The 14,978-nt window shown below is 68.4% G+C and carries 12 protein-coding genes; 6 read left to right on the forward strand and 6 right to left on the reverse strand.

Annotated elements, in window-relative coordinates; genetic code table 11:
• Positions 1–102: 102 nt before the first annotated feature.
• On the reverse strand, positions 103–861 hold the full coding sequence (locus tag I55_RS26095; RefSeq protein ID WP_083901447.1) for a YggS family pyridoxal phosphate-dependent enzyme: 759 nt from the start codon (positions 859–861) through the stop codon (positions 103–105).
• A gap of 207 nt (positions 862–1,068) precedes the next feature.
• On the opposite strand from I55_RS26095, the gene I55_RS26100 reads away from it, so the two are divergent.
• The 6 genes from I55_RS26100 (at position 1,069) to I55_RS26125 (ending at position 9,073) form a co-directional block, all read left to right on the forward strand.
• The gene (locus tag I55_RS26100; RefSeq protein ID WP_044563652.1) at positions 1,069–2,199 is read left to right on the forward strand and encodes a porin; all 1,131 of its coding nucleotides are present in this window, start codon (positions 1,069–1,071) and stop codon (positions 2,197–2,199) included.
• A 116-nt stretch (positions 2,200–2,315) separates the two neighbouring features.
• Complete coding sequence (locus tag I55_RS26105) at positions 2,316–2,858, forward strand: DUF3576 domain-containing protein (RefSeq protein WP_049974507.1); 543 nt, start codon at positions 2,316–2,318, stop codon at positions 2,856–2,858.
• A gap of 126 nt (positions 2,859–2,984) precedes the next feature.
• A complete protein-coding gene (leuS, locus tag I55_RS26110) occupies positions 2,985–5,588 on the forward strand; it encodes a leucine--tRNA ligase (RefSeq protein WP_044563653.1) in 2,604 nt (867 codons plus the stop codon).
• On the forward strand, positions 5,575–6,150 hold the full coding sequence (gene lptE, locus I55_RS26115) for an LPS assembly lipoprotein LptE (protein ID WP_044563654.1): 576 nt from the start codon (positions 5,575–5,577) through the stop codon (positions 6,148–6,150). The genes leuS and lptE overlap by 14 nt, the downstream gene beginning before the upstream one ends.
• Before the next feature lie 174 nt (positions 6,151–6,324).
• A complete protein-coding gene (gene holA / locus I55_RS26120; RefSeq protein WP_044563655.1) occupies positions 6,325–7,356 on the forward strand; it encodes a DNA polymerase III subunit delta in 1,032 nt (343 codons plus the stop codon).
• A 253-nt stretch (positions 7,357–7,609) separates the two neighbouring features.
• On the forward strand, positions 7,610–9,073 hold the full coding sequence (locus I55_RS26125; protein WP_049974508.1) for a beta-1,3-glucanase family protein: 1,464 nt from the start codon (positions 7,610–7,612) through the stop codon (positions 9,071–9,073).
• An 81-nt stretch (positions 9,074–9,154) separates the two neighbouring features.
• Here I55_RS26125 and I55_RS26130 read toward each other — a convergent pair whose 3' ends face one another.
• The 5 genes from I55_RS26130 to mnmE form a co-directional block, all read right to left on the reverse strand.
• The gene (locus tag I55_RS26130) at positions 9,155–10,033 is read right to left on the reverse strand and encodes a ParB/RepB/Spo0J family partition protein (protein ID WP_044563656.1); all 879 of its coding nucleotides are present in this window, start codon (positions 10,031–10,033) and stop codon (positions 9,155–9,157) included.
• A complete protein-coding gene (locus tag I55_RS26135) occupies positions 10,026–10,844 on the reverse strand; it encodes a ParA family protein (protein WP_044563657.1) in 819 nt (272 codons plus the stop codon). Before I55_RS26135 ends, I55_RS26130 begins: the two co-directional genes overlap by 8 nt.
• Entirely contained in the window at positions 10,834–11,442 is a 609-nt protein-coding gene (gene rsmG / locus I55_RS26140) for a 16S rRNA (guanine(527)-N(7))-methyltransferase RsmG (RefSeq protein WP_044563658.1), read from the reverse strand. The genes I55_RS26135 and rsmG overlap by 11 nt, the downstream gene beginning before the upstream one ends.
• A complete protein-coding gene (mnmG, locus tag I55_RS26145) occupies positions 11,439–13,340 on the reverse strand; it encodes a tRNA uridine-5-carboxymethylaminomethyl(34) synthesis enzyme MnmG (RefSeq protein WP_044563659.1) in 1,902 nt (633 codons plus the stop codon). The genes rsmG and mnmG overlap by 4 nt, the downstream gene beginning before the upstream one ends.
• Positions 13,341–13,442: 102 nt before the next feature.
• Positions 13,443–14,786 (reverse strand): tRNA uridine-5-carboxymethylaminomethyl(34) synthesis GTPase MnmE, encoded by a 1,344-nt coding sequence (gene mnmE, locus I55_RS26150; protein ID WP_044563660.1) that lies wholly within the window; start codon positions 14,784–14,786, stop codon positions 13,443–13,445.
• Positions 14,787–14,978 lie beyond the last annotated feature (192 nt).

Consider the following 14,978-nt stretch of genomic DNA (forward strand, 5'->3'; position numbering starts at 1 on the left):
GCCACCCCTCCGTCGGAATGGGGCGGACCATATAGAGACACGGGCCCCACGGCAAGCGCCTTTTTTTGTGCCCCGTCCCCGGCTGAGGTTTCCGGAAAAACTTTAGCCTTCACCCGCCTCCACACCCTCATGGGCGCCTTCATGGGCCGGTTTCACCCGCTCCCCGAACAGGGCGGTGCCCACCCGCACCTGGGTCGCCCCCAGGCGCACCGCCAGGTCATAGTCGCCGCTCATGCCCATGGAGACTTCGGCCAGGCCGGCCTTGCGCGCCAGGTCGGCCAGCAGGGCGAAATGCATGGCCGGCTCTTCCTCCGCCGGCGGGATGGCCATCAGGCCGGCGATGGCCAGCCCGTGGGTGTCGCGGCACGCGGCCAGGAAATCCGGCACGTCCGCCGGGGCGATGCCGGCCTTCTGCGGCTCCTCGCCCGTGTTCACCTCCACCAGCAGGCGGGGCAGGCGGCCCTGGCGCTTGCCCTCCGCCGCCAGCGCCTCGGCCAGGCGGGGGCGGTCCACCGTCTGGATGACGTCGAACAGGGTCACGGCGTCCTTCACCTTGTTGGTCTGCAGCGGGCCGATCAGGTGCAGTTCCACGTCCGGATATTCGGCCTTCAGGTCCGTCCACTTGGCCTTGGCCTCCTGCACCCGGTTCTCACCGAATACCCGCTGGCCGGCGTCCAGCGCCGCCCGGATCTTCTCCACCGGCTGCACCTTGGACACGGCCACCAGGGTCACGGCCGCCGGGTCGCGGTCCACCGCCTGGGCGGCAGCCGTGATGACGCCCCGCACGGTGGCGAACCGCGTGGCGATGTCGGCGTCGGCGGGCGGGGCGGGCGGGGCGGGGGGCTTGCTGGCGCGGGTCATGAGGGGGCCGGGGTTGTGTCTGGGCGGTTGTGTGCGGAGGGGATCAACGGTAAAGCGTGCCCCAGGCGGGTTGTCGTCCGGGCATGGGCGCGACTTTCCTCCCGCCGGGGCGGGCAAGGCAAGGCTCCCGTATCGTCGGCCGCCCCCTATATGAGTTGTCCGCCGCTTCGACCAAGGCCCCTCGACCAGGACAGGGATGATCATTCCATGAGCCGCCGCCTGCCGACACCTCGTGCCGCGTCCATCACGTTGGGCGCCCTGCTGGTCCCCCTGCTGGCCCCCTTGGGCGCCGCCCGGGCCGGCGTGGACTATCACCTGTCGGGGGTGGCCCAAGGCGGTGTGGTGGGCACGGACACGCCGGCGGCGGGCAACGCCCACTGGGATCCCTTCGGCGCCTATGCCGTCACCGGCGGTGTGGAGACGGTGACCGACGGCGGCGTCACCTATGGCGCCGCCCTGCGCGTCGGCTCCGGCAACACCGGGCGCAGCACCGACCGGCCGGGCAACGCCGACAAGATCGGCATCGACCAGGCCTACGTCTACGCCTCCGGCGGCTGGGGCAAGGCGCGCCTGGGCCAGAGCTGGGGCGCGGCGGAGCGGGCGACCGACCTGCTGCCCTTGCTGGTGGGCGGGGAGATGGACGGGTTCTGGACACAGGGCGCCCGGGTGCGGCCGCCCGCCATGGCGCTGGGCCGCGCTTATGCAGGGCGCGACAGCGACGACGCCGCCAAGGTGGATTACGAGACGCCGCGCCTGTTCGGCCTGAAGCTCGGCGCCTCCTTCGCGCCGGAGCGCCGGGCCTTTGGCCAGGACATCGTCGCGCCGTACGCCATCCCGGCGGAAACCAACTTCTGGGAAGGGGGCGCCAACTATCGCGGCGACTGGGGCCCCGTGCAGTATGAGGCGGGCCTGGCCTACGCCCATGCCGACGCCGCCCATGGCTGGCTGGAGGACACCTCCACCGTCACCCTGGCCGGCGGCCTGACCTACGGCGGCTTCACCGTGGGCGCCGTGCTGTTCGACGACGGTGACAGCGGCCTGGCGCGCGACCGGCCGTCCGGCGCCGCCAGCGGCACCAAGGGCGCCACGCTGCAAGGCACGTATGAGAACGGCCCCTATGGCCTGACCCTGTTCTGGCACGCCAGCGAGACGGAACATTGGACCGTCTATCAGGCGTACGGCCTGGGCCTGTCGTGGAAGGTGCGGTCCGACACCACCCTGGGCCTGGACCTCATCCGCTGGGCGGCCGACCTGGACGCCGGCAACCCGACGGTGACGACGGCGGGCCGGCACCCGACAGGTAACGTGGCCACGGGCGTGATAGAATTCCGTTTCTAGCCTTCCGTCCGCCACCTGCCGCCCTTTGCCGCGCCGCGCCAGCGGCCTGTCCGAGTGAATGTCCACTTGGCCGGCCTTGCGTCCCAGCGGCTTTTTTGATCTAAGGAACCGTTCTCGTGACCCTGGGTGACAATCACATGCCGTCGCGCTCCGCTTTTATCATTGGCCGCTCCCTCCTGGTTGCCGGACTTCTGCTTTCCACGTCCGCTTGTTCCTGGCTGGGCTGGGGCGATGACGACGACAGCGGCAAGCCCGTCAAGCCCGTCTCCATCCTGATGCGCCAGAACACCTCGGGTCCGGTCGGTACGTCCAACACCGCCGTGCAGGCCGTGGGACCGACGGTCAACGCCTTCCTGTGGCGCGCGTCGCTGGACACCGTCGGCTTCCTGCCGCTGATCTCGGCCGACCCCTACACCGGCGTGATCATCACCGACTGGTACAGCCCGCCCAGCACCCCGGGTGAGCGCTTCAAGCTGAACCTGTATGTCCTGGACAGCACGCTGCGCGCCGACGGCGTGCGCGTGACCGTGTTCCGCCAGGTCGACCAGAACGGCCAGTGGCGCGACGCCACCGTGGCCGCCGAAACCAACACCCAGCTTGAGGACACCGTCCTCACCCGGGCGCGCCAGCTGCGCATCGCCCAGCAGCCCCCGAAGTAAGCTGACCCATCGCCGGCGGGCGACTGTCTCCTCTTGCAACTGCCCGGCGACTTGCCGGGAGGGGGTGACGCCCCGGCCATTTCAGGCTGATGGCCGGCGCGACACCTGAGAGAAGGCGGTTTTTCCATGTCCCGGTACAATGTCAGGGAAAACGAGGCGAAGTGGCAGTCGGCCTGGGCCGACCGGAACAGCTTCGCCGTGTCCGCGGACCCTGCCCGGCCGAAGTATTTCGTCCTGGAGATGTTCCCCTATCCCTCGGGGCGCATCCACATGGGCCACGTCCGCAACTACACCATCGGCGACGTGATCGCCCGCTACAAGCGGGCGAAGGGCTTCAACGTCCTGCATCCCATGGGCTGGGACGCCTTCGGCCTGCCGGCGGAGAACGCCGCCCTGGAGCGGAACACCCACCCGGGCAAGTGGACCTACGAGAACATTGCCACCATGCGTGGCCAGTTGCAGTCCATGGGCCTGGCCATCGACTGGACCCGCGAGATCGCGACCTGCCGGCCGGAATATTACCGGCATGAGCAGAAGATGTTCCTGGACTTCCTGAAGGCCGGCCTGGCCTACCGCAAGGAAAGCTGGGTCAACTGGGACCCCGTGGACAACACCGTGCTGGCCAATGAGCAGGTGGTGGACGGCCGCGGCTGGCGCACCGGCGCGCTGGTGGAAAAGCGCAAGCTGTCGCAGTGGTTCCTGAAGATCACGCACTTCGCCGACGAGCTGCTGTCGGCCCTGGCCACGCTGGACCGCTGGCCGGAAAAAGTGCGGATCATGCAGGAGAACTGGATCGGCAAGTCCACCGGCCTGCGCTTCCGCTTCCAGCTGACCGCCCCGGCCGGCACCCCAACGGAATCTGATGTCGAAGTGTTCACCACCCGGCCCGACACCCTGTTCGGCGCCAGCTTCGTCGGCATCTCCCCCAACCATCCCATCGCCCAGGCGCTGGCGGAGACGAACCCGGCCGTGGCCGAGTTCATCGCCGACTGCAACCGCGTCGGCACCTCGGAAGAGGCGATCGAGACGGCGGAGAAGAAGGGCTATGACACCGGCATCACGGCGGAGCACCCCTTCGTTCCCGGCTGGAAGCTGCCGGTCTACATCGCCAACTTCGTGCTGATGGAATACGGCACCGGCGCCATCTTCGGCTGCCCGGCGCACGACCAGCGCGACCTGGATTTCGCCCGCAAGTACGGCCTGAAGGTCACCCCCGTGGTGGTGCCCGAGGGGGAAGACCCCACCACCTTCGACGTGGGCACCGAGGCTTACACGGGCCCCGGCGTCCTGCGCAATTCACAGTTCCTGGACGGCATGGACGTGGAGACCGCCAAGCAGGCGGCCGGTGAGCGGGTGGAAGCCCTGGGCCGCGGCCAGCGCACCACCATCTTCCGCCTGCGCGACTGGGGCGTGTCGCGCCAGCGCTATTGGGGCTGTCCGATCCCGGTCATCCACTGCCCCAGCTGCGGCCTGGTGCCGGTGCCGGAGGACCAGCTGCCGGTGACGCTGCCGGAGGATGTGACCTTCGACCAGCCGGGCAACCCGCTGGCCCGCCACCCCACCTGGAAGCACGTGAACTGCCCCACCTGCGGCACCGCGGCCCAGCGTGAGACCGACACCTTCGATACCTTCATCGAGTCGAGCTGGTATTTCCTGCGCTTCGCCAGCCCCCGGGTCGAGGACCAGGCCTTCAACCGGGACGAAGCCGCCTACTGGCTGCCGGTCGACCAGTACATCGGCGGCATCGAACACGCGGTGCTGCACCTGCTGTACGCCCGTTTCTGGACCCGCGCCCTGTCCCACGTCGGCTACACCGACCTGAAGGAACCGTTCGAGGGCCTGTTCACCCAGGGCATGGTGACCCATGCCACCTACCAGGACGCCGAGGGCAAGTGGCTGCTGCCGGCGGATGTGGAGGTGGTGGACGGCCAGTCGGTGCAGCGCGAGGGCGGCGGCCCGGTGACCGTCGGCCCCATCATCAAGATGTCGAAGTCCAAGAAGAACGTGGTGGACCCGGCGCATATCATCGACACCTATGGCGCCGACGCCGCCCGCCTGTTCATGCTGTCCGACAGCCCGCCGGACCGCGACCTGGAATGGACCGAGGCCGGCATCGACGGCGCCTGGCGCTTCATCAACCGCCTGTGGCGCCTGGTGACGGAGCCGTCGGTGGCCCTGCCGCCCGCCGGCACCCCCATCCCGGCCGACCTGTCGCCCCTGGCGACCGACGCGCGCCGCATGGTGCACAAGACCGTGGCCGCCATCGGCGAGGATCTGGAGCGCTTCCGCTTCAACAAGGCGGTGGCCCGCATCCGCGAGCTGTCCAACGCGCTGGAGAAGCTGGACGGCAAGGCCGGGGCGGATGCCCACAACATCCAGGAGGGTGACGCGGCGGTGCTGCGTGAGGGGCTGGAGGTGCTGGTGCGCCTGATCGGCCCGATGATGCCGCACCTGGCGGAAGAGTTGTGGTCCGTGCTGGGTCATGACACCCTGCTGGTCGACTCGGTCTGGCCGGTGGCGGACGCGGCGCTGGCCACCGAGGACACCGCCACCGTGGCGGTGCAGGTGAACGGCAAGCTGCGCGCCACCCTGCACCTGCCCAAGGACATCGCCAAGGAAGAGGCCGAGGCGCTGGCCCTGGCGGAGCCCAACGTGCAGCGCGCCCTGGAGGGAAAGCCCGTGCGCAAGGTCATCGTTGTACCCAACCGGGTGATCAATGTTGTCGTGTGATCGCGGCCTGAAGGCCGTGCTCCGCCGGACGGTCACGGGTATGCTGCTGGTGGCGGGGCCCCTGGCCCTGTCCGCCTGCGGCTTCCACACCGTTTATGGCGACCGTGGCCTGTCGGGCAAGCCGTCCACGCTGGCGCAGCTGTCGTCGGTGTCGATCGACATCATCCCCGACCGCATCGGCCAGATCCTGCGCAACAATCTGATCGACCGGTTCTATCAGGACCGTGGCCGGCCCCTTAAGGCCGATTACCGCCTGACCGTGGTGCTGCGCTCCTCCAAGGAAGACCTAGGCATCCAGCGCGACGCCACCGCCACCCGCGCCCGTCTGCACGTCCTGGCCGATTACCAGCTGATCGACGCCAAGACCAACAAGACGCTGTACCGCACCTCCAGCCGGGCCATCGTCAGCTACGACATCTCCGAGGCGCAGTACTCCACCATGGTGACGGAACAGGACGCTTACGACCGCGCCCTGACCGAGGTGGCGGAGGAGATCACCACGCGCCTGGCGCTGTATTTCGACCGGGGCGCGGTGGTCCAGCCGGCCGGTACCGCACCCTAGAGCGGGATGCGATCACACGTGATCGCGTTCCGCTCGTAACCTGTTCATGATAGAGCGGATCTACACGATCAGGCGAGTCCACCTGATCGCGTTCCGCTCTAAGTTTCCATTATTCTCAATCGGTTGGCGTGGGATTCCCCGGTTGGGAGCCCCACGCGTTTCCGGGAGGCGTCCTTGAAGGTCCAGCCCCGCAACGCCGACGGCTTCTGCAGGCGCCCCGACGCCGGCATCGTCGCCGTGCTGGTCTACGGCCCCGACACCGGCCTAGTGCGGGAACGCGCCCAGGTCCTGTCCCGCGCCATCGTCGACGACCTGAAGGATCCGTTTCGCGTCAGCGATCTGAAGGCCGACGCGATCAGCGGCGACGGCGCCCGCCTGAACGACGAGATGGCGGCCATCGCCATGACCAGCGGCCGCCGGCTGGTACGGGTGCGCGACGCCGACGAGTCCGTCACCGTGGCCTTCCAGTCCCTGCTGAAGCAACCGCCCAATAGCGACACCCTGTGCGTGGTGGAGGCGGGCGACCTGGGCAAATCCTCCAAGCTGCGCGCCCTGTTCGAGTCGGATGACAAGGCGGCGGCCATCGCCTGCTATGTCGAGGAGGAGGGGGAGCTGGCGGTCACCATCGGCCGCATCCTGGGCGAGCACAAGCTGACCATCGACACCGACGCCCGCGACTGGCTGGCCGCCAACCTGGTGGGCGACCGGGCCGTGGCGCGGGGAGAGGTGGACAAGCTGGCCATCTACATGATGGGCGGCAGCCGGGTGACGCTGGACGACGTGCGCACCGTCATCGGCGACAGCGCCGCCCTGGACATGGATGAGCCGGCCCTGGCCGCCGCCGATGGCGATCTGGCCAGCATCGACCGGGCGCTGGGCCGTCTGTTCGGGGAAGGGACCAGCCCCGTGCCCATCCTGCGCAGCGCCCAGCGCCATTTCCAACGCCTGCAGATGGCCGTCTACCACACCACCCGGGGGCACACGGCGCAGCAGGCGGTGAAGGCCCTGCGTCCGCCGGTGTTCTTCAAGATGGAAAACCAGATCACCAACCAGGTGCGCCGCTGGACCCTGCCCAACCTGGCCCTGGCGCTGGACCGCCTGATGGACGCCGAGGCCGACTGCAAGCGCACCAACATGCCGGACGAGACCCTGTGCGCCCGCGCCTTCTTCCAGGTGGCGCAGCTGGCGCGGCGGTCGGGCGGCTGATCCCCCACAGTCACGGCCACGATGGAGTGGTAACTCCTTCGTTTACAGGGTGTGGGGAATACCGTATTAGTGGGTGATGCACGCTGTGCGGGAAGAGCATCAAAAGGATGCGAAATACCCTTTTGCCCTGACCGCCGCGCCATTTCTGGCATTCTATTCATTTTTTTCCGCGACTCGGTTCGGGTCGATCGGATGCGTGCGGCCATGGGCGATCCATAGATCGTAGTTAAAGACTACCCCCATGGAGACTACCATGACGAACGCGGCGACCAGCCCCGGGGGCGTTCCCGAGGCTCAGCTGATCCTCGACCTGACGCAGACCGACCTGCCCGACGACACACCGGTCTATTTCTATGTGATCGGCCTGATCCAGGCCCCTGGCGGGAACCAGTACTATTATCTGGACCAGGATTTCACCCCGCAGTTGATGGCGGCATCGGACAACACCCAGACGGCGGGGACCTTCCCCGGCATGGATGCCCTGCCGCTGGCGGCGCAATCCGCCCTGGCGGCCAATTACCCGCTCACCTGGGCGGACTGGAGCATTCCCGTCTCCGTCTTTTCCAACCTGATCCTATGCCTGGGTAACATCAACACGACCACGATCCCCAGCCTGGGCACCGGAACGCAGGCCTTCAGCGGCCGCATCTATGTTTCGGTGGGCGTGCCCAAGCTGCCGTTCACGGTCCTGACCAATAAATCCGGCGATGTCATCGGCTATGCGGCTCCGGTATTCGGCAATGGGACGGGCGTTGGCGGATCGCTGACCCTGTTCGATTGGATCGAGTTCTCCTATGACAGCGAGGGCAATTTCGACGGCAACACCACCCAGGTGAACCAGTTCGGCTTCCCGCTCTATCTCAGCGCGGGAACGATCGATGGCGTCCCCATGCCGCTGATGGGACCGTTGACCACCTCCCGGACCCAGATCCTGGATGCTTTGAACACCTGGCCGGCCCCGTTCAACACCGGGATGACGGTTCCCGTGCCCACGGCGGCCGCGGCGGCCTATCCGGCGGGCACCAGCTATCTGCGCGCGCTATCGCCCGATGAGATGAGCGGTGCGGGAACCGGCCTGGCGAGCTACTACGACGCGACTATCGCCACCGCCTACACCACCTGGCAGGGGACGCCCCTGGTGGTGACCGATCTCGCCAGTGGATCGTTCACCGGCGTGGTGTTTCCCACCAGCGGGCCGGTCACCATCACGCCGCCGACAGGCTACCCGGCGGGCGCGCTGGCCTTCTACACCGGCAACTACGCCACGATGCAGGATCTGGCGACCGCCTTGAGTTCCGACCAGCCGCCCGCGCTGGCCTTCTTCCTGACAGGCGATGCCAATGCCGTCACCTCCAATGAAATCTGGCAGTGCGATGGCGCCTTGGCCACAGGCGGCGCGGCGCAGAAGAACGTCGGCAAGATACTGGCGGCGGCCTTCAACCGGGGCACGGTCATCAACAACGACGGTATCGTCGCCACGTCGATGACGGACGTCAACTGCGCCTGCCAGGCCGGTGGCTTCTATACCACCGGCACCGCCTTCAATCCCTGGGCGTCCTATTTCCACCAGATCAGCGCCAACGGCTTGGCCTATGCCTTCGCCTACGACGACGTCTGCGACCAAAGCACCAGCCTGCCGCCCCAGGACCAGAGTCTCGTCGCGGCCTGGGTCAGGGTGGCGCTGGGCCCGTTCAACAGCGTGGGCACCAGCGGCTAAGGCCGGACATCAAGCATAAAACGTCAAAAGAAACGCCGTCAGTGCTGTCACTGACGGCGTTTTCTCATTTGCCGCGTCCGCTTAGGAATGCTTCAGCCGGGCGAGGATGGTGTCGAGCTGATCCAAATTGGTGTAGTGCACGGTCAGGCTGCCGGCCTGGCCCTTGGTCTTCAGCGCCACCTTCAGGCCCAGTTCGGCCGCCAGTTCCTTTTCCAGGGCCAGGGTGTCCGCCGTCTTGGGCGCCGGGGCGGGGCGGGTGGCTGGATTGGCGGCGTCCTTCACCAGCTGTTCCGTCTGGCGGACGTTCAGGCCGCGCTTCACCACCTCACGCGCCAGCGCCAGCGGGTCGGCCGCGGTCAGCAAGGCGCGGGCGTGGCCCATGGTCAGGCTGCCGTCCTGCACCAGGGCCTTCACGGCGTCGGGCAGGGACAGCAGGCGCAGCATGTTGGCCACGTGGCTGCGGCTCTTGCCCACGGCGCGGGCCAGGTCCTCCTGCGTGTGGCTGAACTCCTCCATCAGGCGCTGGAAGCCCTCGGCCTCTTCCAGGGGCGTCAGGTCCTGGCGCTGGATGTTCTCCACCAGCGCGATTTCCAGGGCCTCGCGGTCGGTCAGCGACCGCACCACCACCGGCACCTCATGCAGGCCGGCCAGTTGGGCCGCGCGCCAGCGGCGCTCCCCCGCGATGATCTCATAACGGGCGTTGCCGCCGGGTGCCGCCTCTTCAACCTTGCGCACCAGGATGGGCTGCAGCACGCCGCGTTCGCGGACGCTGTCCACCAGGCTGCGGATGGCCTCCTCATCGAAATGGCGGCGGGGCTGGTAGCGGCCGGGATGCAGCAGTTCGATGGGCAGGGTGCGGGGCGGGCGGCCCTTCTCCACCGGCTCCTGCTCGCCGGCCACCTCCGCGAACAGCGCGGACAGGCCGCGCCCCAGGTTGCTGCGCTTCTTCATCTCATCCATGGGCTGACTGCCGGTTACGCTCACGCTTCAGAACCTCTCCCGCCAAATGAATATAAGCCTGCGCCCCCGCCGACTTCAGGTCGTAGAGCAGCACGGGCTTGCCGTGGCTGGGGGCCTCCGAGACGCGGACATTGCGGGGAATGACCGTCTCGTACACTTTTTCACCGAAGAAGCCGCGCACGTCGGCGGCCACCATGTCGGACAGGTTGTTGCGCCGGTCGAACATGGTCAGCACCACGCCCTGGATTTCCAAGGCGGGGTTGAAGGTGCGCTTCACCCGCTCGATGGTGCGGATCAGCTGCGACAACCCCTCCAGCGCGTAGAACTCGCACTGCAGCGGCACCAGCACCGAATCGGCCGCCGCCAGGGCGTTCAGGGTCAGCAACCCCAGGGCTGGTGGGCAATCGATCAAGATATAGTCATAGTCGGCGGCGACACCGGCCAGGGCGTCGCGCAGGCGGAATTCGCGGCGCTCAAGCTCCACCAATTCCAGCTCGGCACCCGACAGGTCGGCGGTCGCCGTCACCACGAACAGCTTGGGGATGCTGGTGCCGCGCACCGAGTCCGCCACCGTGGTTTCCCCGAACAGCAGCTCATAGGTGCCGGTGCCGCGTTCCGTCCGGCCGATGCCCAGGCCGGTGGAGGCGTTGCCCTGGGGATCGTTGTCCACGATCAGCACACGCTTGCCGGTGGCCGCCAGGGCCGTACCCAGGTTGATGGTGGTCGTGGTCTTGCCCACGCCGCCCTTCTGATTGGCAAGGGCCAGGATGCGCGCACGCTTGGGCGCGAGGGTGGGGGCGTCAGCGGGCACGGGCGATCTCACCAAGGATAAGGATGGTCCCCGACGGGTCCGTCACGCTGGGGACTTGGGAGACGGTCATTGTCCAGGATTGGGCGGCGAGGGTCAATTCCTCGGGGGCGGTCCTGCCCTTCAGGAAGAGGCACTGGCCGCCCGGCTTCAGGAAGCGATGACCCCAGTCCAGCAGCTCCGGCAAGGCCGCCAGGGCGCGGGCGGTGACCACGTCGGCCACGATCTCCGGCGCCTGCTCTATGCGCTGGGCGTGCACGGTCACGGCGGTGCCCGTGGCCCGCGCCACCTCCCGCAGGAAGGTGGCCTTGCGCGTGTCGCTCTCGATCATATGGACATCGGGCACGCCCAGGATGGCCATGACCAGGCCGGGGAAGCCGGCGCCGCTGCCCATGTCCACCTGTGTGCGCGTGCCGGGCGGCAGCAGGGCGTACAGCTGGGCGCTGTCGGCCATGTGGCGTTCCCAGACATCGGCCACGGTGGACTTGGCCACCAGGTTGATGGCGGGGTTCCACTTGGCCAGCAGTTGGGCATAGACGGTGAGCCGGTCCAGTGTTTCACGTGAAACACCGAACCGGGTGGCGAAATCGGCAAGGGTCATGCGGCACTCGTCGCGTCGTCGGTGTTGGCCAACCCATGGGCGGAGCGGGCGGGCCGCTTCTTCACATGGCGCAGCAGGGCGGTCAGGGCGGCGGGCGTCATGCCGGGGATGCGGGCGGCCGCCCCCAGCGTCGCCGGCCGCACCTGGCGCAGCTTGGTGCGGATTTCCGCCGACAGCGAGGCGATGGCATCCACATCCAGGTCGGCGGGCAGGGCCAGGGCCTCATCGCGGCGGAAGGCGCGGATATCAGCCTCCTGCCGGTCGAGATAACCGGCATAACGGCCATCGATCTCCACCTGTTCGGCGATCTCCGGGGAAAAGCCGTTCAGCTCCGGCCAGATGGCGCCGAGGCGCGCCAGGTCAATGTCGGGATAGCGCAGCAGGTCGGCCACGCTTCGGCGCACACCGTCCTGGTTGATGGTCAGGCCGTGCCTGGCCAGCTCATTGGGCGTGGCCGACAGGGTGGTGGCCAGGCCGCGCGCATGGTCCAGGGCCGCCAGCTTGGCGCCAAAAGCCGCCGCGCGCGCCTCTCCCACGCAGCCCAGCGACAGGCCGCGCGGTGTCAGGCGCTGGTCGGCATTGTCGGCGCGCAGCAGCAAGCGGTACTCCGCCCGGCTGGTGAACATGCGGTAGGGCTCCGACGTGCCCCGGGTGATCAGGTCGTCGATCATCACCCCGATGTAGGATTCGGCGCGGTCCAGCACGAAGGGCGCGGAACCGGACACGGCCAGGGCGGCGTTCAGCCCGGCCACCAGGCCCTGGGCCGCCGCCTCCTCATACCCGGTGGTGCCGTTGATCTGCCCAGCCAGGAACAGGCGGGGCAGGCGACGGGTCTCCAAGGTTGGTCCCAGCTCCCGTGGGTCGACATAGTCGTACTCAATGGCATAGCCGGGCCGCAGCATGGTGACATGCTCCAGCCCCGGAATCGCCTTCAGAATCTCCAGCTGCACGTCACGGGGCAGGGAGGTGGAGATGCCGTTGGGATAGATGGTGTCGTCGTCCAGGCCTTCCGGCTCCAGGAAGATCTGGTGCCGTTCCTTGTCGGCGAAGCGGACGATCTTGTCCTCCACCGACGGGCAATAGCGCGGGCCGATGCCCTCGATCTGCCCGGAATACATGGGCGCGCGGTGCAGGTTGGCGCGAATCACCTCATGCACACGGGCGCTGGTCCAGGTGATGTGGCACGGCAGCTGCGGCGTGGTGATCCTGTCGGTCAGGTAGGAGAACGGCGGCGGCGGATCATCGCCCGGCTGCACCTCCAGGGCCGCCCAGTCGATGGTGCGGCCATCCAGGCGCGGCGGCGTGCCAGTCTTGAGACGCCCCAGCGGGAAGCCCACGCGCATCAGGGTGTCGGACAGGCCCAGGGCCGGCGCCTCACCCACACGGCCGGCGGGGATTTTCTCCTCACCGATGTGGATCAGGCCGCGCAGGAAGGTGCCGGTGGTCAGCACCACCGCCCCCGCCATCACCGTCTCACCAGCGGCGGTGACGATGCCGGCCACGCGGCCGCCGGCGTCGATCACCAGGTCTTCGACGGCGGCGGCCACCAGGGTCAGGTTTTCCTGCTCACCCAGGATGGCCTGCATGGCCTGGCGGTACAGCTTGCGGTCCGCCTGGGCCCGGGGACCGCGCACGGCGGGGCCTTTGGACTTGTTCAGGACGCGAAACTGGATGCCGGCGCGATCGGTCACCCGGCCCATCACGCCATCCATGGCGTCGATCTCACGGACAAGGTGGCCCTTGCCGAGGCCGCCGATGGCCGGGTTGCAGCTCATCTCCCCAACGGTGTCGAGGCGATGGGTGTACAGGGCGGTGCGGGCGCCCAGCCGCGCGGCGGCGGCGGCGGCTTCGCAGCCGGCATGGCCGGCGCCAACCACGATGACGTCATAGGTATGCATGGCGCCGGACTTTAGGGGCAGGGGGCGCCTGAGTCAAAGGGCGCCACGGGATGCCGGCCATGATGTTTCACGTGAAACATCGGTATCCGAATGCCGGCTGTTTCATTTGCCGATGCAGAAGTCCCGGAAGATCACATCCAGCAGGTCTTCCACGTCCACCCGCCCCGTTATGCGGCCCAGGGCACGGGCGGCCAGGCGGGCATCCTCGGCCGCCAGCTCCGGCAGGTCGGCGCGCAAGGCGCGGGCCAGGCTGGCGCGGCACTCCTCCAACGCCTGGCGGTGACGGGCGCGGGTGAGGGAGGGGGCGGACCCCGGCATCAGGCGGTCCGCCACGATCCGTTCCAGGACGGCCAGCAGCTCCGCCAAGCCCTCGCCGGTGGCGGCGGACACGGCGACGGCGGTACGCCCCGCCACCATGGCGGGCACATGGGTGCACAGGTCGCGCTTGTTCAGCACCACCAGCGCGTCGCCATCGGCCAGAGCCAGGGTCGCCGCCGCCCCGTCACCGATGTTCCACGTGGAACAATCCAGAACCAGCAGCTTCAGGTCCGCCTTCTCCGCCCGGGCCAGGGCGCGGCGGATGCCCTCACGCTCGATCTCATCGGCGGCATCGCGCAGGCCGGCGGTATCGGCCAGCAGGACGGGAAAGCCGCCCAAATCCAGGTTCACCTCGATGACATCGCGGGTGGTGCCGGCGGTGGAGGAGACGATGGCCGCGTCCCGCCGGGCCAAGGCGTTCAGCAGGCTGGACTTGCCGGCGTTGGGCGCGCCCAGGATGGCGATGGAAAAGCCGTCGCGCAGACGCTCACCGCGATGGCCGTCGGCCAGGTGGGCGCCAATCTCCTGGTACAGGCTGGTCAGGACGGGAACCACCGCCGGCGCCAGGCCGTGCGGCAGATCCTCATCCGGGAAATCGATGTCGGCCTCCAGATGGGCCAGGGCCCGCACCAGGCGATGGCGCCAGCCCTCATACAGCGCCCCCAGGGCGCCGTCCATCTGGCGCAGGGCCTGGCGCCGCTGGGCCGCGGTCTCCGCGTCCACCAAATCGGCGATGGCCTCCGCCTCCGTCAGGTCCATTTTTCCGGCCTCGAAGGCCCGGCGGCTGAATTCCCCCGGCTCCGCCACCCGCAGGCCTTGCGCCGTCAGCGCCTCGCTGGCGGCGGTCAGTACCGCCCGGCCGCCGTGCAGGTGCAGCTCCGCCACATCCTCCCCGGTGAAGCTGCCTGGTGCTGGGAACCACAGCACCAGCGCCTGGTCGAACACCTCCCCACCCGCATCCTTCAGCCGGGCCAGGGTGGCGCGGCGCGGCGGGGGCAGGGGCCGGCCCATCAGGGCGGACAGGGAGGCACCCGCCGCCGGGCCGGACAGGCGGACGACCTGCACCCCGCCCCGGCCGGGGGCGGAGGCCAGGGCGAAGATGGTGTCGGTACTGTAGAGGGAAGACATGGGGGACGGTGTCAGTCTGCGGCGGCGGCTTTGCGGGCGCGGTGCGCCGGCACTTTCTCATCCGGATATAGCATCAGCCGATCCACCCGGCCGCCCCTCACCAGATGAGTCTTCACAATTTCATCAACNGTCGGTGGTGGTCGCGCAAGTGTACCAAACCCCTTCTAGATAGATCACCAGCGTCGGCCCCAG

The sequence above is a fragment of the Azospirillum sp. B4 genome, from assembly GCF_000333275.1.
Taxonomy (GTDB): Bacteria; Pseudomonadota; Alphaproteobacteria; order Azospirillales; family Azospirillaceae; genus Nitrospirillum.

Excerpts from the sequence above, each read along its gene's own strand:
- rsmG (WP_044563658.1), bottom strand. The coding sequence starts at position 11,442 with ATGACCCTTGCCGATTTCGCCACCCGGTTCGGTGTTTCACGTGAAACA.
- I55_RS26100 (WP_044563652.1), top strand. The coding sequence starts at position 1,069 with ATGAGCCGCCGCCTGCCGACACCTCGTGCCGCGTCCATCACGTTGGGC.
- mnmG (WP_044563659.1), bottom strand. The coding sequence starts at position 13,340 with ATGCATACCTATGACGTCATCGTGGTTGGCGCCGGCCATGCCGGCTGC.
- mnmE (WP_044563660.1), bottom strand. The coding sequence starts at position 14,786 with ATGTCTTCCCTCTACAGTACCGACACCATCTTCGCCCTGGCCTCCGCC.
- lptE (WP_044563654.1), top strand. The coding sequence starts at position 5,575 with ATGTTGTCGTGTGATCGCGGCCTGAAGGCCGTGCTCCGCCGGACGGTC.
- I55_RS26095 (WP_083901447.1), bottom strand. The coding sequence starts at position 861 with ATGACCCGCGCCAGCAAGCCCCCCGCCCCGCCCGCCCCGCCCGCCGAC.
- I55_RS26130 (WP_044563656.1), bottom strand. The coding sequence starts at position 10,033 with ATGGATGAGATGAAGAAGCGCAGCAACCTGGGGCGCGGCCTGTCCGCG.
- leuS (WP_044563653.1), top strand. The coding sequence starts at position 2,985 with ATGTCCCGGTACAATGTCAGGGAAAACGAGGCGAAGTGGCAGTCGGCC.
- I55_RS26125 (WP_049974508.1), top strand. The coding sequence starts at position 7,610 with ATGACGAACGCGGCGACCAGCCCCGGGGGCGTTCCCGAGGCTCAGCTG.